Origin of the sequence: Synechococcus sp. L2F, from assembly GCF_024345695.1 — a bacterium.
Lineage (GTDB): Bacteria > Cyanobacteriota > Cyanobacteriia > PCC-6307 > Cyanobiaceae > MW101C3.
This window is the reverse complement of record NZ_JAGQBP010000001.1, coordinates 301,100-323,627: the sequence shown is the minus strand read 5'-3', so window position 1 is coordinate 323,627 and position 22,528 is coordinate 301,100. Positions and strand designations below refer to the sequence as shown.

The 22,528-nt window shown below is 65.9% G+C and carries 27 protein-coding genes; 17 read left to right on the top strand and 10 right to left on the bottom strand.

Annotation, left to right across the window (positions count from 1 at the left end):
• Positions 1 to 16: 16 nt before the first annotated feature.
• Entirely contained in the window at positions 17 to 448 is a 432-nt protein-coding gene (locus KBZ19_RS01615; protein WP_255099503.1) for an Rrf2 family transcriptional regulator, read from the top strand.
• A 75-nt stretch (positions 449 to 523) separates the two neighbouring features.
• Here KBZ19_RS01615 and KBZ19_RS01610 read toward each other — a convergent pair whose 3' ends face one another.
• From KBZ19_RS01610 to KBZ19_RS01600, 3 genes are all read right to left on the bottom strand, one after another.
• Positions 524 to 1,333, bottom strand: coding sequence for a class II glutamine amidotransferase (locus KBZ19_RS01610; RefSeq protein ID WP_255099502.1), 810 nt, complete (start codon positions 1,331 to 1,333; stop codon positions 524 to 526).
• A 7-nt stretch (positions 1,334 to 1,340) separates the two neighbouring features.
• Complete coding sequence (locus KBZ19_RS01605) at positions 1,341 to 2,396, bottom strand: sulfate ABC transporter substrate-binding protein (RefSeq protein ID WP_255099501.1); 1,056 nt, start codon at positions 2,394 to 2,396, stop codon at positions 1,341 to 1,343.
• A 123-nt stretch (positions 2,397 to 2,519) separates the two neighbouring features.
• On the bottom strand, positions 2,520 to 3,584 hold the full coding sequence (locus KBZ19_RS01600) for a sulfate ABC transporter substrate-binding protein (RefSeq protein ID WP_255099500.1): 1,065 nt from the start codon (positions 3,582 to 3,584) through the stop codon (positions 2,520 to 2,522).
• Between the two features lie 194 nt (positions 3,585 to 3,778).
• On the opposite strand from KBZ19_RS01600, the gene KBZ19_RS15070 reads away from it, so the two are divergent.
• Positions 3,779 to 4,333, top strand: a complete 555-nt coding sequence (locus KBZ19_RS15070) for a Crp/Fnr family transcriptional regulator (RefSeq protein ID WP_144036909.1) — start codon at positions 3,779 to 3,781, stop codon at positions 4,331 to 4,333.
• A gap of 172 nt (positions 4,334 to 4,505) precedes the next feature.
• Here the strand turns inward: KBZ19_RS15070 and KBZ19_RS01590 are convergent, their stop codons facing one another.
• Positions 4,506 to 5,570: a sulfate/molybdate ABC transporter ATP-binding protein gene (locus tag KBZ19_RS01590; protein ID WP_255099499.1), complete on the bottom strand. Its 1,065-nt coding sequence runs from the start codon at positions 5,568 to 5,570 to the stop codon at positions 4,506 to 4,508.
• Between the two features lie 122 nt (positions 5,571 to 5,692).
• Here KBZ19_RS01590 and cysT point away from each other — a divergent pair, with 122 nt between their 5' ends.
• Complete coding sequence (gene cysT, locus KBZ19_RS01585) at positions 5,693 to 6,562, top strand: sulfate ABC transporter permease subunit CysT (protein ID WP_255099498.1); 870 nt, start codon at positions 5,693 to 5,695, stop codon at positions 6,560 to 6,562.
• 103 nt (positions 6,563 to 6,665) lie between these two features.
• Positions 6,666 to 7,541 (top strand): sulfate ABC transporter permease, encoded by an 876-nt coding sequence (locus KBZ19_RS01580; RefSeq protein WP_399220072.1) that lies wholly within the window; start codon positions 6,666 to 6,668, stop codon positions 7,539 to 7,541.
• A 334-nt stretch (positions 7,542 to 7,875) separates the two neighbouring features.
• On the opposite strand, the gene KBZ19_RS01575 is transcribed toward KBZ19_RS01580, so the two are convergent.
• Both KBZ19_RS01575 and KBZ19_RS01570 read right to left on the bottom strand, forming a co-directional pair.
• Entirely contained in the window at positions 7,876 to 8,448 is a 573-nt protein-coding gene (locus tag KBZ19_RS01575; protein WP_094510848.1) for a peroxiredoxin, read from the bottom strand.
• A 158-nt stretch (positions 8,449 to 8,606) separates the two neighbouring features.
• Positions 8,607 to 9,434, bottom strand: a complete 828-nt coding sequence (locus KBZ19_RS01570) for a hypothetical protein (RefSeq protein ID WP_255099496.1) — start codon at positions 9,432 to 9,434, stop codon at positions 8,607 to 8,609.
• Positions 9,435 to 9,510: 76 nt separating this feature from the next.
• Here KBZ19_RS01570 and KBZ19_RS01565 point away from each other — a divergent pair, with 76 nt between their 5' ends.
• The 3 genes from KBZ19_RS01565 (at position 9,511) to rdgB (ending at position 11,298) form a co-directional block, all read left to right on the top strand.
• Complete coding sequence (locus KBZ19_RS01565) at positions 9,511 to 10,170, top strand: NAD(P)H-dependent oxidoreductase (protein ID WP_094510846.1); 660 nt, start codon at positions 9,511 to 9,513, stop codon at positions 10,168 to 10,170.
• A 154-nt stretch (positions 10,171 to 10,324) separates the two neighbouring features.
• Positions 10,325 to 10,699: a hypothetical protein gene (locus KBZ19_RS01560; RefSeq protein ID WP_144036908.1), complete on the top strand. Its 375-nt coding sequence runs from the start codon at positions 10,325 to 10,327 to the stop codon at positions 10,697 to 10,699.
• A complete protein-coding gene (gene rdgB / locus KBZ19_RS01555; protein ID WP_255099495.1) occupies positions 10,696 to 11,298 on the top strand; it encodes an RdgB/HAM1 family non-canonical purine NTP pyrophosphatase in 603 nt (200 codons plus the stop codon). Before KBZ19_RS01560 ends, rdgB begins: the two co-directional genes overlap by 4 nt.
• Before the next feature lie 67 nt (positions 11,299 to 11,365).
• On the opposite strand, the gene KBZ19_RS01550 is transcribed toward rdgB, so the two are convergent.
• Positions 11,366 to 12,076, bottom strand: coding sequence for a BMC domain-containing protein (locus KBZ19_RS01550; RefSeq protein WP_094510844.1), 711 nt, complete (start codon positions 12,074 to 12,076; stop codon positions 11,366 to 11,368).
• 226 nt (positions 12,077 to 12,302) lie between these two features.
• On the opposite strand from KBZ19_RS01550, the gene KBZ19_RS01545 reads away from it, so the two are divergent.
• The 4 genes from KBZ19_RS01545 to KBZ19_RS01530 all read left to right on the top strand — a co-directional run bounded on the left by KBZ19_RS01545 (position 12,303) and on the right by KBZ19_RS01530 (position 14,142).
• Complete coding sequence (locus KBZ19_RS01545) at positions 12,303 to 12,602, top strand: hypothetical protein (RefSeq protein ID WP_255099494.1); 300 nt, start codon at positions 12,303 to 12,305, stop codon at positions 12,600 to 12,602.
• Positions 12,603 to 12,639: 37 nt separating this feature from the next.
• Positions 12,640 to 13,122 (top strand): hypothetical protein, encoded by a 483-nt coding sequence (locus KBZ19_RS01540; protein ID WP_233132800.1) that lies wholly within the window; start codon positions 12,640 to 12,642, stop codon positions 13,120 to 13,122.
• Between the two features lie 70 nt (positions 13,123 to 13,192).
• Positions 13,193 to 13,666, top strand: coding sequence for a VOC family protein (locus tag KBZ19_RS01535; RefSeq protein WP_094510842.1), 474 nt, complete (start codon positions 13,193 to 13,195; stop codon positions 13,664 to 13,666).
• Positions 13,666 to 14,142, top strand: a complete 477-nt coding sequence (locus KBZ19_RS01530; protein ID WP_255099493.1) for a cupin domain-containing protein — start codon at positions 13,666 to 13,668, stop codon at positions 14,140 to 14,142. Before KBZ19_RS01535 ends, KBZ19_RS01530 begins: the two co-directional genes overlap by 1 nt.
• Here KBZ19_RS01530 and KBZ19_RS01525 read toward each other — a convergent pair.
• From KBZ19_RS01525 to KBZ19_RS01515, 3 genes are read right to left on the bottom strand one after another with little or no spacing between them, the layout of a single operon-like run.
• On the bottom strand, positions 14,121 to 14,753 hold the full coding sequence (locus KBZ19_RS01525; RefSeq protein ID WP_255099492.1) for a DUF2808 domain-containing protein: 633 nt from the start codon (positions 14,751 to 14,753) through the stop codon (positions 14,121 to 14,123). The genes KBZ19_RS01530 and KBZ19_RS01525 overlap by 22 nt on opposite strands.
• Before the next feature lie 19 nt (positions 14,754 to 14,772).
• A complete protein-coding gene (locus tag KBZ19_RS01520; protein WP_255099491.1) occupies positions 14,773 to 15,501 on the bottom strand; it encodes a DedA family protein in 729 nt (242 codons plus the stop codon).
• Positions 15,498 to 16,811: a glutathione S-transferase family protein gene (locus tag KBZ19_RS01515; RefSeq protein WP_399220071.1), complete on the bottom strand. Its 1,314-nt coding sequence runs from the start codon at positions 16,809 to 16,811 to the stop codon at positions 15,498 to 15,500. The genes KBZ19_RS01520 and KBZ19_RS01515 overlap by 4 nt, the downstream gene beginning before the upstream one ends.
• A 747-nt stretch (positions 16,812 to 17,558) precedes the next feature.
• Here KBZ19_RS01515 and KBZ19_RS01510 point away from each other — a divergent pair.
• The 6 genes from KBZ19_RS01510 (at position 17,559) to KBZ19_RS01485 (ending at position 22,492) form a co-directional block, all read left to right on the top strand.
• Positions 17,559 to 18,311, top strand: a complete 753-nt coding sequence (locus KBZ19_RS01510) for a hypothetical protein (RefSeq protein WP_255099490.1) — start codon at positions 17,559 to 17,561, stop codon at positions 18,309 to 18,311.
• A gap of 431 nt (positions 18,312 to 18,742) precedes the next feature.
• Positions 18,743 to 18,877 (top strand): hypothetical protein, encoded by a 135-nt coding sequence (locus KBZ19_RS01505; protein ID WP_255099489.1) that lies wholly within the window; start codon positions 18,743 to 18,745, stop codon positions 18,875 to 18,877.
• A gap of 237 nt (positions 18,878 to 19,114) precedes the next feature.
• Positions 19,115 to 19,423 (top strand): metalloregulator ArsR/SmtB family transcription factor, encoded by a 309-nt coding sequence (locus KBZ19_RS01500; protein ID WP_311134124.1) that lies wholly within the window; start codon positions 19,115 to 19,117, stop codon positions 19,421 to 19,423.
• Positions 19,424 to 20,035, top strand: a complete 612-nt coding sequence (locus KBZ19_RS01495; protein ID WP_094510835.1) for a pentapeptide repeat-containing protein — start codon at positions 19,424 to 19,426, stop codon at positions 20,033 to 20,035. It abuts the gene before it with no gap.
• A gap of 65 nt (positions 20,036 to 20,100) precedes the next feature.
• Positions 20,101 to 21,507, top strand: a complete 1,407-nt coding sequence (gorA, locus tag KBZ19_RS01490; protein WP_255099488.1) for a glutathione-disulfide reductase — start codon at positions 20,101 to 20,103, stop codon at positions 21,505 to 21,507.
• Positions 21,508 to 21,766: 259 nt separating this feature from the next.
• On the top strand, positions 21,767 to 22,492 hold the full coding sequence (locus KBZ19_RS01485) for a response regulator transcription factor (RefSeq protein ID WP_094511053.1): 726 nt from the start codon (positions 21,767 to 21,769) through the stop codon (positions 22,490 to 22,492).
• The last annotated feature ends 36 nt before the right edge of the window (positions 22,493 to 22,528 follow it).

Sequence of the window (22,528 nt, the reverse complement as noted above, 5' to 3'; positions counted from 1 at the left end):
GTCGGTGACAAGGGCCATGGCGTTCAGCGCGAAAACGGAATATGGCCTGATCGCCCTGATCGATCTGGCCGATGCCCATGGCACCGGTGAACTGCGGCAGACCGGTGACATCTGTCGCCGGCATGGCATTCCGGTGCGCTATCTCGAGCAGATGCTTACGGCCCTGCGCAAGGATGGGTTTCTGACCAGCATCCGTGGACCACGCGGTGGTTTCCAGCTAGCCCGGCCGCCCGGGGACATCACCATCGCTGCGGTGGAGATCTGCCTGGAAGGTGAATCCAGCAATGAGCGCCAGGGCGACCGCGACGACCCGGAATTTCAGGTGCTCAAGGCATTGGATCAGAAGCTGGAGGAGGCGCGCGCGTCGTTGCTCTCCAGCACCACCCTGGCCGATCTGCTGGTGGAACGAAACAAACGGCTCCAGCCCCAGCCGATGTTTTACATCTGAGCGCTCGCTGCTGACTTGCGGGCTTGCATCAGCAGCCTGAGTTGTGAGCTCACGCACAAACCCTGAGCGCCACGCTCACACCTGAAGGCTCTGCAATTCCTTCCTGCCGGGCTGCAGGCGGCGCCGGATTTCCCCGTCGATCAGCAGCATGGATTCCCCGCGCGCGAAGGGCTGCCACTGTTCATCGGTGGTGAGCGGCTCGGTGCTGAGGATTGTCACCACATCCTTGGCGGTTGTCACGCAGGAAAAATCCACCTGCAGGGGCAGATCGGCCAGGGTGGCCCTGCCAAACGGCGCCCGGCGGGTGAGCCAGTGCAGCCGGGTGGTGGCGCTGGCGAACAGCCAGCGGCCATTGCTGACCAGCACATTGAAGGTGCCCCTCTGTGCCAGCTCGGCGGCGCAGTGGTGCAACAACTCGAAGAGGGCGGCGGGATTCTCCGGATCGGGCTGGGCCGCATCGAGCTGCTGCAGGATCCAGCAGAAGGCTGCTTCGCTGTCGGTGCTGCCGCAGGGGCGGTGCTGATCTCCCAGCGGAATCTCCCCCTGCAGATCCCCGTTGTGGGCGAACACCCAGCGCTGGCCCTGCCAGGAACGGGAGAAGGGATGGCAGTTGTCGAGGGCCACCACACCGCGGGTGGCCTTGCGGATGTGGGCGATGCTCACCAGTGCCTTGGGAGAGCGCTCCGCCAGCTGATCCGCCAGGGCGGAGAAGGCGGCGGGGGCGTCCTCCCGCAGCACGGTGAGGCCATGGCCATCGGGGGTGAAGCTGGCCAGCCCCCAGCCGTCGGCATGCTCGCCGGTGGCCCCCCCGCGGCGGCTCAGCCCCCGGAAGGAGAAGCCCATGTCGGTGGGGGTATTGGCGTTCAGGGCCAGCAGCTCACACATGGTCGGCTCAGCGGGTGTTGGCGAATAGACGGTCCCAGAGCCCGCCGTCGCCGAAGAACTCTTTGTTCACCTTGGGCCAACCGCCGAAGTCGGCCACCGTGAAGAAGGTCTTCACTGGGGCAAAGCGACCCTTCACGCGCGCCCAGACCGTGGGGTTGGTGGGGCGGAATCCCTCCTCGGCAAAGACGGCCTGGGCCTCTTCGCTGAACAGATAGGCGGCCAGGGCCTCGGCGGCCTTGCGCGTGCCCTTGCGCTCCACCACCTTGTCGACCACGGCCACAGGACCTTCGATGCGGATGTTGAGCTCCGGCACCACGAAGGGATCCTTGAGCACACCGCTGCGGGTGGCCAGGATCGCCTCGTTTTCGTAATTCAACAGCACATCCCCCTGGTCGCGCTTGAGGAACACGTCGGAGGCTTCGCGGGCATCCTTGGGCAGGTTATCGACGTTCCTGTACACGCTGGAGACAAACGTCTCGGCCTTTTGCTGGCTGCCTCCGGACTGGGTCACCGAGCCCCACAGGCCCAGAAAATTCCAGCGGGCTCCCCCGGAGGTTTTCGGGTTGGCCGTTACCACCGTGATGCCGGGCTTGTTCAGATCGGCCCAGCTGGAGATGTCCTTGGGGTTGCCGGGCCGCACCAGGAAGGCCACGGCGGAGTTGGTGATGATGCTCGCGTTGGGGAATTCCTTTTCCCAGCCGGGATCCACAAACCCGGACTCCTCGAGTTTGTGCACGTCCGCGGCCAGGGCCAGGGTGACCACATCGGCATCGAGGCCATCGATCACTGCCCGGGTCTGGGTGCCGGAACCGCCGTAGCTGGTTTTGATCGCGAGCTCCTGGCCGGTTTTCTCCTTCCAGGACGCGATGAACTTCGGCAGCAGGCGGTCGTAGGCGCCCTTGGTGACGGCGTAGCTGACCAGCAACAGCTCCTGCCGTTCGCCGCCGCTGCCGGCCGCGTCGCCAGCGGCGTCCGGGGCTGGCGTCGAGCCGCCGCAGCTGGTCAGCAGCAGCAGGGAACCTGCTGCGGAAAGGGCGAGCAGGCGCAGGGAAGACTTAACCACGTTTTCCGGTCGGGAACTCGCCCTAAAGATACCACGGCAATCCGATCGGAAACTGTGTTCAAGCCATCGGCCCCAGGCCGCATGGGCTGGGGCTGGAGTTGAAACTGGGACTGGCGCCGCTGCTCAGCGGGTGGCGCGGAAGATCTGATCCCAGATGGCGCCATTGGCAAAGAACTTGCTGGTCACCGCAGGCCAGCCGCCGAAGGTGTCGATCGTGAAGGCCTTGAAGGCGGGGAATCTTCCCCGGGCCAGAGCCTTGCCGGCGGCGGTGGCGGGCCGGAAGCCGTTGTCCACGAACACTCTCTGAGCTGGAGCGGTGTAGAGAAACCGGGTGAAGGCCTCCGCCACCCGACGGCTGCCACGCCGGTCGACCACCCTGTCCACGACGGCCACGGGCTGGGCCGTCAGCACATTGGGCGAGAAGGTTTTCCAGGGTTCCTTCCACTCCCCTTTGCGCCTGGCCAGGATCGCTTCGGTTTCCCAGTTGAGCAGCACATCTCCCTGGTTGCGCTTGAGGAAGAAGTCGGTGGCTTCGCGGGCATCTTTTGGCAGAACTTCGGCGTTCTTATAGACATCCCGGATGAAGCTTCTGGCCTTGGTCTCGCTGCCGCCCGGCGACTGGGTGACGGCTCCCCAGAGGGCCACGAAGTTCCAGCGGGCGCCCCCTGATGTTTTGGGATTGGCAGCCACCAGATTCACATCAGGGCGTGCGAGATCAGCCCAGCTGTTGATCCGTTTGGGGTTCCCCTTGCGCACGAAGGCCACCACCGTGGAGTGGATCGGTGCCGCATTGTTGGGCAGTCGGTTCTGCCAGCCCGGCCTGATCAGGCCGGCCCGTTCGATCGCCAGCGTGTCGGCGGCCAGGGCCAGGCTCACCACATCGGCCTCCAGCCCATCGATCACGGCACGGGCCTGGCTGCCGGAGCCGCCATAGCTGCCGCGGAAGGTCACGGTCTGGCCGGTCTTCTGTTTCCAGTCGGCGGCGAACAGCCGGAAGATCTGGTCATAGGCGTTCTTGGTCACCGCATACGACACCACCGTGAGCGTGATCGGTTTGGGCGGTTGCTGGGCCTGGGCGATGGAGCCATGCAGGTGGACGGCGGCGCCGGCCGTCAGGGGCACGAGGGCCAGTCCGGTGAGCAGCAACTGGCGGCGCCGCAAGGGGGCCGGCGTCGAAGAATCAAACACGGTTCGTCGATCGGGAACTTGTGCAAGTTATGGCGACTGTGCCTGAGGTGGTGTGCCTCAAAATACCGGTACCTCGATCGGAAATAAGTCATAGTCTCCGGCAGTTGCTTGCCCCCCATGGCCTGTTCGTCGCGAATGCCCCTGTTGCTCGCTTTCGCCGTGCCCGAACCGCCACCCCATCGCCCGCCGACACCGTGACACCTTCCCTGCACCACAGCCCCTTGCAGCTGACGCTCCACCCTCAGGACGTGCTCCCCGAAGCGATGAGCTGGCGCCTGCATGAGGGCTACGTGCGTTCTGTGGCCTGGGATCTCGAAGGCGAATGCCTCGCCCTCGGCCTCTGGGGGCCTGGCGAGGTGATCACCTCTGAGGATCCCGTGATCCAGCCCCTTGAACTGCAGTGCCTCACCACCGTGGTGGTGGAGCACATCACCTTTGAGCCCGGGCTTCAGCAGCAACACCTGCGCAGAGAACGCCAGATGCTGGCCGAACTGCTCACCATCCAGCGCATCCGCGCCGGCGATCGCCGCCTGCTGACGTTGCTCACCTGGATCGCCCGGTCCCATGGGCAGATCAACCGCCATGGCTGCCGCCTGTCGTTGAGTGAGCTCAACCTCACCCACCGCGGTCTGGCCGAACTCTGCGGCCTCACACGCGTCACCGTGACCAAACTGCTCAGCCGCTTTCGCGCCGAAGGCCGCCTCGTTGCCGTGGGTGACAACGATCTGCTGATCCCCCGCCAGCCATGAGCGCCGTCACCCCTCCCTGGTGCCTCCATTGGGGCGGCGACGGCGAACTCGACAGCCGCGATCGCCAGGACGTGCTGGACGCACTGCTGGTTCAGGAGCAGGGCCTGGCCCGCCTGCTGCTCCATCAGGCCCGGCCAGGTGCGCTGCCACCGCGCCCGCCCGGAGCTGAGGCTCAGATCACGAAGTCGGACACGAAGGTGCGCGCTTCCCGGCTGGTGATGTGCAGGGCATCGCCGGCCTTGAGGTCGTGGTAGTCGATGCGTTCGCGTGGCAGCTGGGCCATCACCACCTCGCCACTGCCGAGCACCAGTTCGGCCTGGATGTCACGGCCCATGTGAGTGAGCCGGCGCAGCACCGCCGGCACGCTGCCGCTCTGGGCGGTGCGGTGCAGCTCCAGATCATGGGGGCGGATGAACAGATTGCCTTTCTGCTGCTGCTCGCCGGCAACGGCAGCAGCGGCCGCCTCGGCGGCACCGCCTGCAACAGCGGCACCACTGGGGGCCAGTGGAACGTGGGCTGGCAGCACGTTCACCGCACCCACGAAACTCATCACGAAGGGGCTGGCCGGCTGGTCGTAGATCTCCGCGGGGGAGCCGATCTGCTCGACCCTGCCGTTGTTCATCACCACGATGCGATCCGCCACCTCCATGGCTTCTTCCTGGTCGTGGGTCACGATCACCGTGGTCACGTGCATCTCGTCGTGCAGGTTGCGCAGCCAGGCGCGCAGTTCCTTGCGCACCTTGGCGTCGAGAGCGCTGAACGGTTCATCCAGAAGCAGCACACGGGGTTGTACGGCCAGCGCCCGGGCCAGGGCCACCCGCTGACGCTGGCCGCCGGAGAGCTGGGAGGGGTAGCGGTTGCCGAACCCCTGCAGTTGCACCAGCTCCAGCAGTTCATCGACGCGGCGTCGAATCGTGGCAGGGCTCCAGCCACGCAGCTCCAGCCCGAAGCCCACGTTCTGACGCACGCTGCGGTGCTTGAACAGGGCGAAGTGCTGGAACACGAAGCCCACCTGCCGATCCTGCACCGAGCGGCTGGTGGCCTCTTCGCCGGTGATCCAGATGCGGCCGTCGTCAGCCTCCTCAAGGCCGGCGATCAGGCGCAGCAGGGTGCTTTTGCCTGAACCGGACGGCCCCAGCAGAGCCACCAGCGAACCCGTTTCCACGTCAAGGCTGACATCGTCGACGGCGCGGAAAGAACCGAACTGTTTGCTCACACCGGAAACGCGGATGCCCATGACAGAGGGAGGCGGTGAACGACCGCCGCACGCTACAGCAATAGTCCTATTTCCCACCGACGTACCGTTGAACTAATCGGCAAACGGTGATACGGTCCCGCCAACCGCTGCCGTCTTCCGCCATGACTCCTGTCCTGCTGGTCCGAGCCCGACGACTGGAGCTGCCCAGCTGGCTGCAATTGAGCTGGTCGTGGCGGATCACCTGGCTCTACATGGCCTTCGTGCTGTTCCTGCCGCTCGGAGCCCTGGCCCTCAAGGCCGCCTCCGTGAGCCCGGATCAGTTCTGGCGGCTTGCCACGACCCCCGAAGCACTGGCCACCTACCGGGTCAGCTTCGGCCTGTCGCTGCTGGCCGCCCTGCTCAACGGGGTGTTCGGGCTGGTGATCGCTTGGGCCCTCGTGCGCTGCAGCTTCCCCGGCCGGCGGCTGCTCGATGCCCTGATCGACCTCCCCTTCGCCCTGCCCACCGCCGTGGCGGGCCTGGCCCTGGCGGCGATCTACAGCACCAACGGCTGGATCGGCGGACCCCTGTTCGCTCTGTTCGGGCTGAAGGTGTCGTTCACCTGGCTGGGGGTGGCGATCGCGATGGTGTTCATCTCCCTGCCCTTCGTGGTGCGCAGCGTGGAGCCGGTGCTCGAGGCCCTGGAACGCGACCAGGAGGAAGCCGCCTGGTGCCTGGGGGCCAGCCCCAGACAGACCCTGATCAAGGTGGTGCTGCCGCAGCTGATGCCCGCGATCCTGGCCGGTGTGGCCCAGGGCTACAGCCGCGCCGTGGGGGAATACGGCTCGGTGGTGATGATCTCCTCCAATGTGCCGTTCAAGGATCTGATCACCCCCACGTTGATCATCCAGAAGCTGGAGGAATACGACTTTGAAGCCGCCACCGTGATCGGCATGGTGATGCTCGGCTTCTCGCTTGTGAGCCTGCTGATGATCAATGGCCTGCAGGTGTGGGGACGCCACTGGGAAGCCAACCCAGCCACCGGCGCCTGAACGGCCCATTGACTGCGATCAGTTCCTTGTCTCTGATTCGCCCCTTGGCTGCGTTCAGCCCGTTCAATCCAGTCAGCAATTGATCTTTTCCCCTGAGATTCCGATGCCTTCACCGTTACGTGGTTTGCGCCTGCCTGTGCCCAAGTTTCAGGCGGCCAGCCTGATTCCCGTGATCGCCATGCTTTATGTGGGCGTGATCATCCTGCTGCCAGCTCTGGAGGTGGTGGCCGGCGCCTTCGCCAAGGGGCTGGCACCCTTCATCGAGAACTTTCAATCCGAGGAACTGCGCTCGGCAGTGATGCTGACACTGCGCTGCACCGCCATCGCCGTGCCGGCCAACACCATCTTCGGATTGGCAGCGGCCACGGCCATCGCTCGGCGTCAGTTCCGCGGCAAAGCCCTGCTGCTCAGTGTGATCGACCTTCCCTTCTCGATCTCACCGGTGGTGGTGGGCCTGATGCTGGTGTTGCTCTACAGCCCCACAAAAGGACTGCTCGGTGGTGTGGTCAGCAGCCTGGGCTGGAAGATCATCTTTTCCTGGCCCGGCATGGCCCTGGCCACGATCATCGTCACCTTTCCGTTCATGGCGCGGGAGGTGATTCCGCTGCTGGAGGAGGAAGGCTGGGACCAGGAAGAGGCGGCGCGCACCCTCGGCGCCTCCAACTGGCAGGTGTTCTGGAAGGTGACCTTGCCTTCGGTGCGCTGGGCGGTGGTGTACGGGCTGATCCTCACCACAGCCCGCGCCCTGGGAGAATTCGGCGCGGTGGCCGTGGTGAGCGGCAATATCGCCGGCCAGACCCAGACGCTGCCGCTGTTCGTCGAAGATGCCTACAAGCAGTACAACACCGAACTGGCCTATGGCGCGGCCCTGGTGCTAGCCGGCGCCGGCCTGGTATCACTGCTGCTGAAGCTGTTCGTGGAGCAGCTGATCGGTGGCGCCCGCAAGGAGAGTGTTGCCGAGTCGGAGTCGATCAGCTGACAGGTGCCGCCACGATCGACATGGTGCTGTCAAGGATGCAATGGTGTGGCCGAAAGACCAGGTGCGTGTCTGAGCGCGCAGTGGTAGGGCCAGCAGCGGAGTGGCAGGCCAAAAGCGAGAGGCTGCGGCCAATCAGCGCCATGGTGTTGCACGGAGCTTAGTGGCGTTGCAAGGAGCTGATGGGTGCCGCCAGGCGCTTAAGGAATCAGCCCGGCTTTCAAGAATTCCACGGGCCGCAATCGTTTCCCTCGGACATCCTTCAGCCAAGAAAAATGCCCAGCGGCAAACCGCTGGGCAAGCAGAACAGGTGAGCCCGGAAGCTCAGCTGAGGCGATCAGCCCACGAAGGCACGCACCGGTGCTGACACGCCGGGCGACTGGGTGCCCTTCAGGTAGGCAAGCATGGTGTCGGCATCCGACACTTCAAACGGATCGCTGGCGCAGTTGTCTTCGTAGCCGGGCTCCACGAACAGCTTCTCGATCGTGCCGTCATTGACGAGCATCGAATAGCGCCAGGAGCGCAGACCGAAGCCCAGATTGCTCTTCTCCACCAGCATTCCCATCTTGCGGGTGAATTCGCCATTGCCGTCAGGCAGAAGGAACACCTTGTCGGCGCCCACTTGCTTGCCCCACTGGTACATCACGAAGGCGTCGTTCACTGAGACGCACACGATCTGATCCACACCCAGGGCCTGGAACTCGGCGGAGAGCTCCTCATAGCGGGGCAGGTGGTTGGAGGAGCAGGTGGGGGTGAAGGCCCCGGGCAGGGAGAACACCACCACTTTCTTGCCCTTGAACAGGTCGTCGGTGCTCAGATCCTGCCAGCGGAAGGGGTTGGGGCCCTCCACGGATTCGTCGCGCACGCGTGTCTTGAAGATCACGCTGGGAACACGGTCGATGACAGCCATGAAAGGGAATGCGGAACGTACAGATCGCTGCAACGCCTGGGGGCGTCGTCGCGGTCAGATTAAGTCATAGTCATTTCGGATAAGCGGCGTGAAGGGTCGGTTTTCGCCACCTCCTCCGCCCATCAGCGCTGCAGGGTTCGCCAAGTGGGTCATGGCGCTCACGGTGGCTGGTGCCGGCTCAACTCCCAGCGGCTCAGGTGATGGGCGGCGTCAAAACTGAGGCAGACCTGCGCAAAGTGATCGGCCCGCAGCAGGCAGCCGAACTGGAGCTGAAAGGGTCCGGCGGGCAGGCGATCGGGCAGCGAGCACACCAGGTTGTCGTCGAAGGCGGCGGTGTGGCAATGGAGGGCGAACGCAGCCGGCTCAAAGCCACTGATCGGCGCGGCAGCGGAGGGCTCCTCCGGCCAGACCCCCGGTTCAAGCACGTGCCGCTCACCCGGCCAGCCGCACACCCGTTCCAGCAGCTCATCAGCGGAAGCCAGCGGGCCCCGCGGCGGATCGATCGAGCCCCGCTGACACCGGAACGCTGTGGCGCCAACCGATTCAAGCTGGACGGCGCCGTCACTCATCGGCTCAAAAAGAGCGATCAGCATCGAGCGGGAGCGGCCGCTGAACAGGTTGATCTCGTGGCCGCAGCGGGCCACGTCACTGGTCATCGTCAGGCTCGACTGGCCTCCCGCCCCGGGGAATTGCCAGCAGCTGCCACTGCTGTTGTAGGTGTTGCGGCTGAGCGGCAGGATCCGCTCGTTGCCAGGGGCGAAGCGCAGGCCGGTGCCGTGCCAGGTGCCGTGGTCGGCATCGCTGAACGCAATGGCATAGGTGCTCTGGGGAATGTCCAGCGAAGGCCGCTGGAAATCAAAGCCGCTGGGCTGACGGAGATACCAGCGGGTGGGCCCTTGCCAGTGGCCATCGAAATTGGCGCGGTTGAGTTCCCACTGGCGCTTCTGCCCTAGCGCCTCCCGATCAGAGCCAGGCGGCCTTTCCATTGGCTCAGCCTATCGATCACGGCCGGCCAAACCCACCACCTGTGGCCAGAATCGCCTCAACCCGGCACCACCTTGCATGCGTCCCACTCCCGCCACCGACCCCCTCACCGTGCTGGAGGCTCTGCAGTGGCGCTACGCCACCAAGATGTTCGATGCCGCGCGCACCATTCCCGCTGAGCTCTGGAGCAACCTTGAGCAGTCGCTGGTGCTCAGCCCTTCCTCTTACGGCCTGCAGCCGTGGAAGTTCCTGGTGATCGAGGATCCTGCCCTGCGCAGTGAGCTGCGTCCCTTCTCCTGGAACCAGTCGCAGATCACCGACGCTTCCCATCTGGTGGTGTTCCTGGCCAAGCGCACGATCGACGGTGCCGATCTCGATCGCCTGATCGAGGCCACCAGCACGATCCGCGAGCAGCCGATCGAGCAGCTGGCCTTCTATCGCTCGATGATGCAGAAAGACCTGCTCGATGGTCCCCGCAGCGCCCTGATCGATCAGTGGTCCACCAACCAGCTGTACATCGCCCTTGGGACCTTCATGACGGCGGCCGCGCTGCTCGGCATCGACACCTGCCCGATCGAGGGCTTTTCTCCCCCCGACTACGACCGGCTGCTGGGGCTTGAAGCCTCCCCCTACCGCAGCGCAGTGGTCTGCGCCGCCGGCTACCGCTCCGCTGATGACAAGTACGCCAGCCTGGCGAAGATCCGTTACTCCACAGCGGAGTTGATCGAGCACCGCTGAAGGCGTCGGCCTGCGCAGCCGCCGCATGCCGCTGCCACTCCGGGCTGAGCCACAGCCCTCTGGTTGGCCTCCCCGCTCGCCCGCGCCAGCGACAGCTTGGGCGAACGCTGAGCGAAGATGCGGGGATTCGCTGACCCCCATGGCTCGATTGATCATGGTTCTCAAGCCCCGCGGGCCGGCGGCGGAACAGGATCTGATTCCCGTTCTGCTGCCTGCGCTCGTTCAGCTGGGCACCGAAATCGATCAGCAGGGGCCCGTCCACCTGAGTGGCCTGCTGCGCGTGCCGCCCCAGGGGCTGGCGGTGCAGCTGTTCGCCGATGTGCAGCCCCAGTCGGATGGCCCCGAACTGGATGTGGTGCTGATGAGCGGCGAAGCCATGACCAAGGGCGCACCGCTCACCCGCCAGACCCTGCAATCCCTGATTGATCTGCTGCCGCTGCATGCCGCCGGCCTGGAGCTGATCTTCCGCTCCGACCGCGACGGCCCGCTGCCGCGTCAGAAGCGTGCTCCGGCTCCCGCCAGCCGGTGATCCGCGCCGTTGGGGATGGGGGGCCGCTGCTGGTGATCGCCAGCAGCAACCGGCACAAGATCCGCGAGCTTGCGGCGATGCTGGAGGCGGCTCGTCTGCAGGTGCTGCCTCAGCCCGATGGGCTCGAGGTGGAGGAAACGGGCGCCACCTTCGCCGAGAACGCCCGGCTCAAGGCGGAAACCGTGGCCGCCCTCACCGGCCGCTGGACCCTGGCCGATGACTCCGGGCTGTGTGTCGATGCCCTGGGCGGCGCGCCGGGCATCTACTCGGCCCGCTACGCCCCCAGCGATGCCGAGCGCGTCAGCCGGCTGTTGCAGGAGCTTGGTGACACCCCCTACCGCAGCGCCGCCATCGTGTCGGCGCTGGCGCTGGCGGATCCCAGCGGCCGTACCGTGCTGGAAGCCGAGGGCATCTGCCGCGGCGAGATCCTTACCCGCCCGGTGCAGGCCCCTGGCTATGGCTACAACACGCTGCTGCATGTGCGCGAGGCTGGCTGCACGCTGGCCGAGATGAGCACCCATCAGCTCGAGAAGCTCGGCAGCCGCGCCAAGGCCGCCCGCCAGCTGGCCCCGGAGCTGCGCCGGTTGCTGGGCGTCTGAGCTCTGCCGGCTGCGGAGCCTGTCCGCACCGGATCATCAGCGCCACACCCTTCGGCCAGGGTGGCGGCTAGCGGTTGATCACCTCGATCGCGCGCATGGCTGCGGCATAGGCTTCGTCCACGTCGCCTTCGCGGCCCGCAAGGGTGAGGCGGCCGTAGGCGCCCACGGCTTTCACATCCACCACGGTGATGTTCGACGACTTCTCTGCCTCGTTGGCGGCGATCAGCACGTAGCCGGCGGGCTCGGTTTCCAGGATGAACATGCTCATGCCCGACTGGATCATCGAGCCGCGGCGGTTCTGGCGGTTGATCAGCACCGCATGGTCGGGGGTGATGGCGCGGATGATCTCCGACCAGGTGACCTCGCAACGCCCGCGCCGCTCCACCGTGGTGCCCATGGCATCCACCACCGCCTGGCCGGAGAGCAACACGCTGCTCTGATCGCGGTGATAGAGCGCCAGCGAGCCGAAGGCCCGCTCCACCACCTTCTGGCCGAGCCGCACGGTGCTGGCCTTCAAGGCGATGTCGGTGAGGCGGTGCACCGCCATGCCCGGTGCCACCTCCAGCCAGAGGCAGGCATCGCCGGGGATCGGCAGGAACCCCTGCGACACCGTGCCCATGTAGGCCGCCAGCTGGGGCTGCAGCGAATCGAGGAACACGTAGGCCCTCAGCTCGATCTCCGCGCCCAGCTGAATCGAGGGGCTATGGCTGCCGGTGAGACGCGTGAGGCTGGACCGGCGGGCGGGCTGCGCTCTGGAGTCGCCGGGGCTGAAGGACACGTTCGCTGGCAGTGGGATCGATCGGCGGACGGGATGCATTCGGCTGGATTCGCCTCCGCCGCGCCTGTGCACCGCAGGCCGATTCCCCTGGACGTGGGGCGTTCAATTGGTGCGGATCCTACCGTTCAGCCCCCACCGGGCCTGGCTGCGCGGGGCTCGGTGGGAAGGGCTACAGCAGCGGCCGCCAGCGCCGCTATCACAGGGGCCTGCCGCTGCATCGCTCGCCATGCTCACCCCCACCACCCGCTTGAAGCTGCAAGCCATCCTGCGCCGCATCGAAGCGGCCCAACCGGTGACCCTGCAGGAACGCATCTATCTCCAGAAGTTCGCCAGCCGCGATGGCGCCGTGGCCAGCTGGGTGCGCCGAACCGAGCGGCGGCGTCTGCACGACGCAGACGATGGCCTGGATCGCCTGCTGAGCGATCTGGATCTTGCCGATCCCGATCCTGCAGCCCCATTTCATCCCGATCATGATGACATCGGCGACTGGTTCAGTGGCGCCCCCCACTGGTTGAGACGCAGTTGAACCGGTAATTTCCGGCCACGTGTGTCTCTTTCCGGTCATGACCACCAAGCGCACCAGTTCCGCCGCTGCCACCACCGGATCCACCACGCCGATCCCGCGCGACCCGAACGGCGGCGGGGATGGGTCGTTCGCCAGCTGGATCGCCGGCGCGATCGATCAGGGCGTCAAGCCGGAGCAGGCGCTGGCGGTGGTGGGTCTGGGTCTGATGCGCGGCATGGGCGGCGCGGCGATCGGCCTGCCAGTGGCCCAGGCCGATGGCTTCGATCTGGAAAGCCCGGTGCAGCTCCAGTCGATGAAGGGGCGGCTTGAAGCGATCGCGCTGGCGATCAGCACCGGCGCTCCGCTGTCCACCCATGAGGTGGGTCTGCTGCTGGGCGCCCGTCCCGGCGCTCCCCGGGTGCGGCGTGCCGGTGTGGTGGCCGAGCGCATCGGCCGCAACGTCTGGCAACTGCGCCGCTCCAGCGACGACGAGCGTTCCTCCAACGCGGGCTTCAGCGAAGGCTTCCGCCGCCGACTCTGAACGCAAGCCTCCAGGCTGGTCCGAGCGTGTGCGTCCCACTCTGTGATGACCGCGCCGGCGCTTTCCCCTCATGACCGCGCAGGCGCTGTTCCATCTCTCGTTTCCGGCGTTCGACCTCGACGCCACCGAACGGTGGTATGTGGAGGGCCTTGGCTGCCGGCGCGGCCGCCGCAGCGCCACGGCCCTGGTGCTGGGCCTCGGTGGCCATCAGCTGGTGGCCCATCTGGTGCCGGCCGAGGGTGCTGAGGGGTCTGATCCGCCGCAGCGGGGCATTTACCCACGCCACTTCGGCTTGATTGTTGCCGACGCCAGCCACTATGAGGCCCTTGAGCAGCGGGCACGGCAGCAGCAGCTGCGCTTCGGGGTCTCTGCCAAGACCCGCTTTGCCGGCGAGATGCTGGAGCACCGCAGCTTCTTCCTGATTGATCCGGCCGGCAACTGGCTGGAATTCAAGTGGTATCTCCATCCCGAGGCGGTGCTCGGCCTGGCCGACCTCGATCGGGTGGGCGAAACCGCCCCGTCTCCTGCCCCCCTGCCGCCGTGATGAACGAGCTGATCGCCGAGCTCAACCTGCTGCCCCACCCGGAGGGCGGCTTCTACCGGGAGATCCATCGCTCGCCGTTGCAGGTGCACCGCGAGGACGGCGCCGCGCGCGCCGCCTTCACCGTCATTCATTTCCTGCTGCCGGCGGGGGTGACCAGCCGCTGGCACCGGGTGAACGGCGCCGAGGAGAGCTGGCATCACCTGGCCGGTGCGCCGCTGCTGCTCTGGCGTGGGGCAGAGGATCCCGCCATCGCGCCGCCAGAGCAGCTCGAACTCGGCCCGCGCCACCCGGACCGTCCGCAGCAGGCGCCGTTTCAGCTGATCCCGGCCGGCTGGTGGCAGGCGGCCCGCAGCAGCGGCGCCTGGACCCTGGTGCACTGCTGCGTGGCGCCGGGCTTCAGCTTCGAGGATTTCGAGCTGCACCAGAGCAGCGAAGACCTGCTGCCGCAGCCGGATCAGTACCAGTCGGGGGTGTAGATGCGCACCCGGCCCACCCCCACGGGGCTGGCCACCGGCTGCGGCCCCACCGGAAACGCCCGCACCGTGTAGAGGTAGGTGTCGGCCACGATCGGGTTGCGTACGGGCCGTAGCGACACGGTCACGGTTTCGCCGGGCATGGGCGGCTGGGGGAAGCGGATCAGAAACTGACGCCGCGCCTCATCGAAGCTTGCCTCCACCGGCACGGACCTGCCTTCGCGGCGCGGCTTGCCGATGAAGGCGCGGGTGCGGCTGGCGTCGAAGTCGAATTGCCAGTCGGCACCACCGATCTGCTGAACCTCCAGCGCTCCCAGCGCCGCACCGGCCTGCTCCGGCATCGGAATCGTGAGGTAGTACTCCGGCCAGGGTTGGGAGACGTTCGAGCTGTAGGTGATCAGGCTGAGCTGAAACGGGGCTTTCACGAAGTAGGTGGAGCCGCGGATTTCCACCGCTGCTGCCTGGCGCTCAAGCGTGGCCGGGGGCAGCGCGGCAGCCAGCAGCAGCGCCACGCTCACCAACGCTCCCGTTGCCGGCGCGAGGCGGCGTTGGATGTCGCCGAATCGCCAGGTGCGTGGGAGCACGCCAAGGCGCCTGCGGGTGGGGTGGAGCATGGGCGGAGCGCGGAGCGCCTCAGGGGGTGGCAGGGTCGCTGGGGCCGGCATTGCCGGGGGGCACTGCGGCTTGCGGCGCGGCAGATTCCAGCAGGGGCGATTCCAGCCGGCTCAGCAGGCGGGGCAGCAGCAGGATCAGCACGATCAGCAGCAGGGCGCCGAGGCCGAAGCCCACCACACTCGAGAGCATGCGATCCAGGGGAATCCAGCGCCCGCCCAGCCAGGCCAGGGACACCATCGTGGTGGACCAGAGGGCGGCACCGGCGAAGTTGAACAGCAGGAAACGGCCATAGGGCATGCCCACCGCGCCGGCCAGGGGACCGGCGATCACCCGCAGCACGGCAACGAAGCGCCCGAGCAGCACCGAGGCATCCGCATGGCGGAGGAATCGGCGCCGCAGCACTTCCATCTGCTCGGGCCGCTGGCCCAGCAGGCGGCCCACCCGCAGCACCAGCGTCCAGCCGGCCCACCGCCCCACCAGATAGCCCAGGTTGTCGCCGATCACCGCACCCACCAGGGCGGCGCCGATCACACCCCCCACCTGCAGCTGGCCGCTGCCGGCGGCGTAGCCCCCCAGCAGGGTGAGGGTTTCACCGGGCAGCGGCAGACCGGCGTTCTCCAGCAGCATGCCGGCAAACACCACCAGGTAGCCCCAGCGGCTCAGCAGCCCCTGCAGCTGCTCGGTGCTGATGTCCGGCAGTGTGAACGCCAGAGGCAGCTGTGCGAGCAGCTCCAGGCTGATGGTCATGGCCGGTTCCGCCCTGCCACGCTGCGGCTGTCGCTGGTGAGCGTCGCGTCGCGATGGAAGGCGGCGGGATTCTGGTCGCGGCGGTGGCGCAACGGGAGTGCCGGCGCAGCGGGAATGGCAGCGGCCGTGCCTGCCGCCATCGCCACGATGGCGCTGTCGGCGGTGGCGGTGAGTGCCTGACGCAGGCGCCGGGCTGCATGGAGCGACATGTCCCGCGGCACGCTGATGCGGTCGCGCAGATAGCGCAGACCCATCACGGCAGCGGGATCGATCCCGGCAGGCAGCGGGCAGGGCGTGTCGCGCGCCAGGGCTGTGAGCGCGCAGCGCAGCGCCAGATCGAAGGCTTCGGGCGGGGCGGGATTCACGCTGCCCAGGGTGTGCCGGTGCCGCAGCACCCGCTGCAGCGCTTCAGCTGCCGCAGCGGCGGGCTCGGGGACAGAGGTTTCCGGATCGGGCGCACCGAGCGGCCAGGGTCCATGGTCGACCCGCTCGGCCGCTGCCTGCTGGGCGGGCGTGCCGCTGGGGTGGCACCCCCCCATCTGGGGTGGCAGGTCGTGGGCGTGGGTGTGGAAGTCGCTCTGGGTGCCCCGGTAGGTCTCCCGGGTTTCCATGGCCTCGAACCAGCGGGCGATGGCGCCATGCCGCTGCCGGATGGCATAGGCCTTGTAGTAGTAGAGGCTGGCGCTCATGCGCTCGATGTAGGGAGTGAACACCACATCGGCGGTTCCGAAGCGTTCAAGGAAATAGGGGCCGGCAGTGGTGGCGAGGGCGCCATCCACCCGTTCGGCCACCCGATCGAAGGCTTCAGCAGCGAGCTGTTCGGCGCGGGGGGTGAGGCCGGGCCGGCAGAGCCAGAGGCACCAGGCCCGGAACAGCTCCCGCTCCAGCTGGCGCAAGGGCAGCACGCGCGCATTCAGCAGCCCATCGCCGAGAGGCCCGAAGGCCTGCTCCAACGCCGCGAGGATGTCGTCGCTCTCGGTATGGAGGCGGCCATCCAGCTCGACGGCAGGCAGCATGCCGGAGGGAACCAGGTTCCCGTACCAGGCCTCCTTCTCGCCATAGCAGAACATCGTGACCTTGCGGACCCTGTAGGGGATCCGTTTCTCCTCCAGCCATAGCCACACTTTCTGGCAGTAGGGGCACCAGGCGTGATGGTCCCTGTACAGGGTGACGCGCACGGCACTCTCCGGCTGCCCGAACAGGCGCAGCCGCGATTGGGCATTGCACGGACCCTCCACCCTGTCGGGGGGGTCAGGTGCCAGCGCTTCCAGCTCCGGCCAGCTCAGGGGAATGGTGGAAGGGTCCGGCAAGGGACGTGGTGGAGTGCGTCCATTCACGGTAGAGGGCAGGGCAGGTGTGCCGAACCGCACTGGGACCGATCAGGCCGGCTGGGTCAGGTTCAGAAGGGCCGTCACTCTCTGGCTGTGCCGACCAGGCAGAGCGCCTCAGGGTCCTGACGCGCACCGGTTCACACGGGCCCATGTCCCCCCGCAGGGTTCATGGTGAATGGATAACCAAAGCCAAGCCGACTCGCGCACCAAATAGCACAATCTCATGGATCATTTGTCACAGTTATCTGTCCCTTCCTGGGGAAGCACCACCAAGACGCCATGGATGGAGAATTGGAAACGCAATGACCCATGGACTGCCCACTGCAAGAGGAGTGGATTTCATCATCTGACTTCATGAAGATTGTGGATGGCCGGTTCACCCAGCAAGACGTGGCCGTTCCGGACAATCCCAGCCCTTCGGGCCTGGGAGCTGCCAATCACGCCAGGAGTGGCCCTGAAGAACCGGACTATTGGCATTAACAAGTAATGCGGCTTAACTATTTTCTGCATACTCGCCAAAAGCTGGTCAACTTCTGAGCAGGAATTACGCTAATAGCTCCATCAGGCTGTTGAGTGGTGGCAGATTCTTCTGCTTCCGTGCCTGCCCGCATGAATGAACGGCTAGACACCAGGATGGTGATGCGGTGGCTTCCTCTCTACGAGCTGTGCTCCTACGCGGGAAGTTGCAACCGGGCCGCTGCGAATAGCAGATACTCCCAGGCCACCTTGAACCGGGCCCATCGTTGTCTGGAAGAATTGCTCGCCAAGGCGGAGGGCCGCCATCTTTATGATCTGCTCGATACCCTGCGGATGGCAGCTCAGAAGATGCGCACAGCCGAGGGTGTGTGCCGGGTGGAGGCTGATCCTTTCATTCGATTTGGTGGCAATGGCTTCATGATGGAGCGCTGGGCGCGCACCCATGCGGACATCTCCCGAAGCCTGCAACTGCTTAGTGAGCGGGTTTGTGATGCGTTCGTTGGCTCCATCTACGAGCTGGATCTGGAGCGGGGTCGCAAGATTGTGCACTTTCGTGGCCAGCAGATGCTGGCGGAGGCATTGGTGCGTACGCCGCTCTGGCGGTTAGCCCCACGCCATACGGCGGCAACACTCGGCATCAAGGATTCTGAACGCTTGGCGTTGGAGCCAACACTTCATCATCCGCGTCTGGTGCGTCGCCTGGAAACCAATGGTTACCGCATCCTCCCGGCAACGATCCGTAAACCTCGCCAGCACGACTACACCGTGGCCAGGGTGGTGAACCAACTTCAGGTGAATACTCTGCCCAAGCCCTATGTCTATTGCATGCTTGATCAAGCCCCGATTGACGATGACGTTATCGGCATCGTCTACAGCGCAACCTATGCCGAACAGCAGCAGTCGTTTAGGATCCTGATGCAGCAGATGACCCAGCACTTACGACAGTGCCTGGAAGATGAATTGCTGCTTTCCAAAAACAACCTCTCGTCGCTCATCAGCTGATGTAGGCATCGTGCAACGGGCCGCTCAAAACGATCCTCAGAACCTCTGCTCTGTGCAGGCCACATGCTGTTAGCCGCTGGGGGGCACTGCAAGCTCGCTGATCGCAGACGCCGGTTTGGGGGCGGTGGCGGTTGCGCGCGCCACAGTGATCCCTGGCATGGCCGTGGAGAGGGTGCGGATGGTCGTTAGGTTTTGCCGTCTGGCCAGGCAGGTGTTCCTGAAGTCTGCAGGAGAGTCAGCGGATTTGTTTCCTGACTTTCCTGTTGGTTTTGCCACTGGTTCGCACCAGTCAACGGTGTGGGCGATGTCGCGCTGGGCATCGGTTGTTCGGTGGGAGGATGATTTCTATCGCTTCACATGGATCATGCAGACTCTTGTGATCGAAGTCGAGGTTAGTGATCACTCCATCCTGCTTAGGCATCTTCAGCGGCATGATCAGCGGCATTGATCGCGGCAACGTTCAGGTTCAGCTGAAGGTGAAGACGGCGGCACCGAGCATCAAGCGCGAGGCCAGCGCGCGCATCCCAGCCCGCGCAATAGGATTGGCTCAGTACACCTTCGCGTGAAGATGGTGCTGATGATGGTTGCTCGCCCGACGAGCAGCGATTGCGGATAGGTAGAGGCTTTCGTGGTGCCTCAACTGAACTCAACTCTTGTGCCGTTCTCTGGTGTGCTTAGTTTCCACGGCGCAAACCCACTGCCTTGCCGCTAGGCAGCCCGGCAAGAGGAGTTGACCCTGCGAGCTGTAGGCTCACCACGTACGTGAGCGTCTGGACACGAAGGCGGTGGAAGGGCGTGAAGGCATGATGGAAGCTCTGGCAGAACACTTCAAGGTCTTTTCTGAGCCCAGTCGTCTGCTCGTGCTCCAGTGTTTGCGCCACGGCCCCCTGAACGTCACGGCGGTGGTTGAAAAGACCGGCCTCAGCCAGGCGCTGGTGTCAAAGCACCTCAAGCTGCTCATGATTGCCGGTGTGGTTCGGCGGCGGCCGGAAGGCAGCCTGGTGTTCTACGAAGTGATTGATCCCAACGTGTTCCAGCTGATCGCCGCCTGCCAGGACCTCCTGCTCGCAGCCCGCCGCCAGCAACTCGACGCCCTCTCCACCAGCCTCTGAATGCCTACCCGGCTGCCCGCCACCATCAACGACCTGCGCCTCTCTTTGGCGGCCGGTGAACGGGCGTTTCCAGGTCTGGCCTTGCCTGAAGCCGATGCGGTGGAGCTTGTGCTCGCGGGTTGCGACCTGCGGGGCGGCCAGTTTCGGGCCATCCGGCTCGGCCACGCCGATCTGCGCGGCAGCCAGCTGGAAGGAGCCTGTTTCCAGCAGGCATTGCTGTGGGGCGCTGACATGCGCCAGCTCAGGGCCCACGGCAGTTCCTGGCAGGAGGCCGATCTCTCCGGCGCCCGCATGCAGGGTGCGGAATTCAATGGCGCTGCTCTGCATCGCAGCTGCCTGCGGGGCATTGCGGCGGCCGGCAGCGTGTGGCGTCAGGCGCGGCTGGTGGAGGCGGATTTCCGCCCCGGGCAGGATCAGCCCACCGACCTGAGCGGTGCCGATTTCACCGACGCTGACCTCAGCTTTGCCCGCCTCTCCGGGGTGCGGCTGCAGGGGGCCCGCCTTGTGGGGGCCTGCCTGTATGGCGCCGATCTCCGGCAGGCCGACCTGCGCGGCGCCGACCTGAGCGGCTGCGACCTGCAGACCTGCCAGCTCGATGAGCTGCCGAGCTGAGTGCCAGGCCGGCACGGGGGCACGCCCCGCCCTGCATGATTGAAGCCATCGTGCTCCGATCAGCCGTGACTGCTTCCCCCCAACCCGCTGAAGACGGCTTCGATCTGGTTGTGATCGGCGCCGGCTCCGGCGGCCTGGCAGCGGCCAAGCGCGCTGCCTCCTACGGCGCCCGGGTGGCGGTGCTTGAAGGCGATCGGGTGGGCGGCACCTGCGTGATCCGCGGTTGCGTGCCCAAGAAGTTGTTGGTGTATGGCTCGGCCTACCGCCACATCCTTCACGACGCCGAGGCGTTCGGCTGGACGGTGGAGGCCGCCCGCTGCGAGCCGGCACGGCTGCTGGCCAATGTGCGCGCCGAGGTCGACCGGCTCAATGCACTGCACATCAGCTTTCTCGAGAAGGCCGGTGTGGAGCTGGTGCGCGGCTGGGGCCGCTTCGCCGATCCCCATCATGTGGATGTGCTGGCGAGCGAAGACATCACCGGTGAGGCGGCAGGCACCACCGCCAGCCGCCGCCTGCGGGCGGAGCGGGTGCTGATCGCCGCCGGTGGTGTCCCCCAGCGACCGGTACTGCCGGGCGCCGAGCTGGCCTGGGTGAGCGATGACATGTTCCTGCTGCAGGAACTGCCCCAGCGGGTGGTGATCGTGGGCGCGGGCTTCATCGCCTGTGAGTTCGCCTGCATCCTCAATGGCCTGGGCGTGGCCGTCACCCAGCTGGTGCGTGGCGATCACCTGCTGCGGGGCTTTGACCTCGAGCTGGCCGGCGCCGTGCGCGAGGGGATGGAGGAGGCCGGCATCGAGATCCGCTTCAGCCACAGCCCTGCCGCCATCAGCGGCACCCCCGGTGATCTGCAGGTGACCACCCAGGACGGCGAGCAGCTGGCCTGCGGCGGTGTGCTGCTGGCCACCGGCCGCCGGCCCCGGCTGGAGCCGCTGCATCTGGCAGCTGCCGGTGTGGCCAGCGAGGCGGGCCGCATCCCGGTGGATGCCGATCAACGCACCAACGTGCCCCACATCTACGCGGTGGGCGACGTGACCGATCGCATCAACCTCACGCCGGTGGCGGTGGATGAGGGCCGCGCCTTCGCTGACAGCGTCTATGGCGGCAAGCCGCGCCAGGTGGATCACGAGCTGGTGGCCAGCGCCGTGTTCAGCCAGCCGGAGCTGTCCACCGTGGGTCTCAGCGAAGAAGCGGCGATCGAGCGTTTCGGCGCCGATGGCATCCGCATTCATCGGGCCCGCTTCCGCTCGATGGCGCAGGCCCTGCCCAAGAGCGGCCCCCGCTGCCTGCTGAAGCTGGTGGTGGAGGTGGCCACCGGCAAGGTGGTGGGCTGCCACATGGTGGGCGAGCACGCCGCCGAGATCATTCAGATGGCGGCGATCGCCATCGGCATGGGAGCCACCAAGGCGGATTTCGATCGCACCATGGCGTTGCACCCCACCGTTTCTGAGGAATTTGTAACGATGCCGAACTGAGCGCAGCGGGGAGGACGCACCCACGGTCGGCAGCACGGCGCGACACGGTGCAAAAGGGTGACTGAGGCCAGGACCGGGGGCAAATCCAAGTCAGTGACTGGGGCCGAGGCAGGGCGGATGCTGAGAAACCGAAAGAGTGTTGATTGAAATCATAAGCAAATCAGGAGCTTCAGTATTTCTTTATCAAGACATTCCACTCACTTGATGATGAAGGTCTGCAGCATTGACTCAGTTCTTCCTGCAGTACCTTCTGTTGCGCGTGCAACCCCTGATCCAACTCATCGACCATGAGCCGGAGGTGGTCGAGGTGCTCACCCCGCTGCTGGAGCAGGTGGGCTGGCGCATTTTGCACGCCGGCGACGGCTACCACGGCCAGGCCATGGCCATGGAGCACCAGCCCCATCTGATCGTGCTCGACCTGCTGCTGCCCAAGCTGGACGGCCTCTCGGTATTGCAGCGCCTCCGCCGTGATCAGCGCACCGCCCGCTTGCCCGTGATGGTGCTCACGGCACTGGCCAGCAAGGAAGACAAGATCAAGGCCTTCAACTGTGGCGCCGACGACTACGTGACCAAGCCGTTCCAGGTGGAGGAGGTGTTCGTTCGCATCCGGGCGCTGCTGCGCCACCAGCTGGAACCGCCGCTGGCCTTGGTCACACCGGAAATCCTTTCTTTCGGGCCTCTCACGCTTTGCCCTGAGCAGCTGGAGGTGCAGTGGTTTGACCAGCCGATACGCCTCACCAGGCTGGAATTCGAACTCCTGCATTGTCTGCTGCAACGCCATGGCCAAGCGGTGTCGTGGGGGGTGATTCTCAAGGAGGTGTGGGGCCACCCCAGCGGTGACGACATTGAGTGCATTCGCACCCACATTCGTCACCTCAGAACCAAGATCGAACCGGAGCCGCACCGCCCCCGTTTTCTCAAAACGATCTATGGCATGGGCTATTGCCTTGATCTTCCCCATCAGCAGACGCAGGCGATGGCCTGAGAGGTGCCTGGGGGTTACTGCCACCGCCGCGATGGG

What these genes read in the sequence shown, in the direction of transcription:
- KBZ19_RS01500 (WP_311134124.1), top strand. Translation starts at nt 19,115, where the DNA reads ATGATGGAAGCTCTGGCAGAACACTTCAAGGTCTTTTCTGAGCCCAGT.
- KBZ19_RS01610 (WP_255099502.1), bottom strand. Translation starts at nt 1,333, where the DNA reads ATGTGTGAGCTGCTGGCCCTGAACGCCAATACCCCCACCGACATGGGC.
- KBZ19_RS01505 (WP_255099489.1), top strand. Translation starts at nt 18,743, where the DNA reads ATGATCAGCGGCATTGATCGCGGCAACGTTCAGGTTCAGCTGAAGGTG.
- KBZ19_RS01615 (WP_255099503.1), top strand. Translation starts at nt 17, where the DNA reads ATGGCGTTCAGCGCGAAAACGGAATATGGCCTGATCGCCCTGATCGAT.
- KBZ19_RS01580 (WP_399220072.1), top strand. Translation starts at nt 6,666, where the DNA reads ATGCCTTCACCGTTACGTGGTTTGCGCCTGCCTGTGCCCAAGTTTCAG.
- KBZ19_RS01560 (WP_144036908.1), top strand. Translation starts at nt 10,325, where the DNA reads ATGGTTCTCAAGCCCCGCGGGCCGGCGGCGGAACAGGATCTGATTCCC.
- KBZ19_RS01570 (WP_255099496.1), bottom strand. Translation starts at nt 9,434, where the DNA reads ATGGAAAGGCCGCCTGGCTCTGATCGGGAGGCGCTAGGGCAGAAGCGC.
- KBZ19_RS01530 (WP_255099493.1), top strand. Translation starts at nt 13,666, where the DNA reads ATGAACGAGCTGATCGCCGAGCTCAACCTGCTGCCCCACCCGGAGGGC.
- cysT (WP_255099498.1), top strand. Translation starts at nt 5,693, where the DNA reads ATGACTCCTGTCCTGCTGGTCCGAGCCCGACGACTGGAGCTGCCCAGC.
- KBZ19_RS01495 (WP_094510835.1), top strand. Translation starts at nt 19,424, where the DNA reads ATGCCTACCCGGCTGCCCGCCACCATCAACGACCTGCGCCTCTCTTTG.
- KBZ19_RS01525 (WP_255099492.1), bottom strand. Translation starts at nt 14,753, where the DNA reads ATGCTCCACCCCACCCGCAGGCGCCTTGGCGTGCTCCCACGCACCTGG.
- KBZ19_RS01545 (WP_255099494.1), top strand. Translation starts at nt 12,303, where the DNA reads ATGCTCACCCCCACCACCCGCTTGAAGCTGCAAGCCATCCTGCGCCGC.
- KBZ19_RS01540 (WP_233132800.1), top strand. Translation starts at nt 12,640, where the DNA reads ATGACCACCAAGCGCACCAGTTCCGCCGCTGCCACCACCGGATCCACC.
- KBZ19_RS01575 (WP_094510848.1), bottom strand. Translation starts at nt 8,448, where the DNA reads ATGGCTGTCATCGACCGTGTTCCCAGCGTGATCTTCAAGACACGCGTG.
- KBZ19_RS01590 (WP_255099499.1), bottom strand. Translation starts at nt 5,570, where the DNA reads ATGGGCATCCGCGTTTCCGGTGTGAGCAAACAGTTCGGTTCTTTCCGC.
- KBZ19_RS01535 (WP_094510842.1), top strand. Translation starts at nt 13,193, where the DNA reads ATGACCGCGCAGGCGCTGTTCCATCTCTCGTTTCCGGCGTTCGACCTC.
- KBZ19_RS01565 (WP_094510846.1), top strand. Translation starts at nt 9,511, where the DNA reads ATGCGTCCCACTCCCGCCACCGACCCCCTCACCGTGCTGGAGGCTCTG.
- KBZ19_RS01520 (WP_255099491.1), bottom strand. Translation starts at nt 15,501, where the DNA reads ATGACCATCAGCCTGGAGCTGCTCGCACAGCTGCCTCTGGCGTTCACA.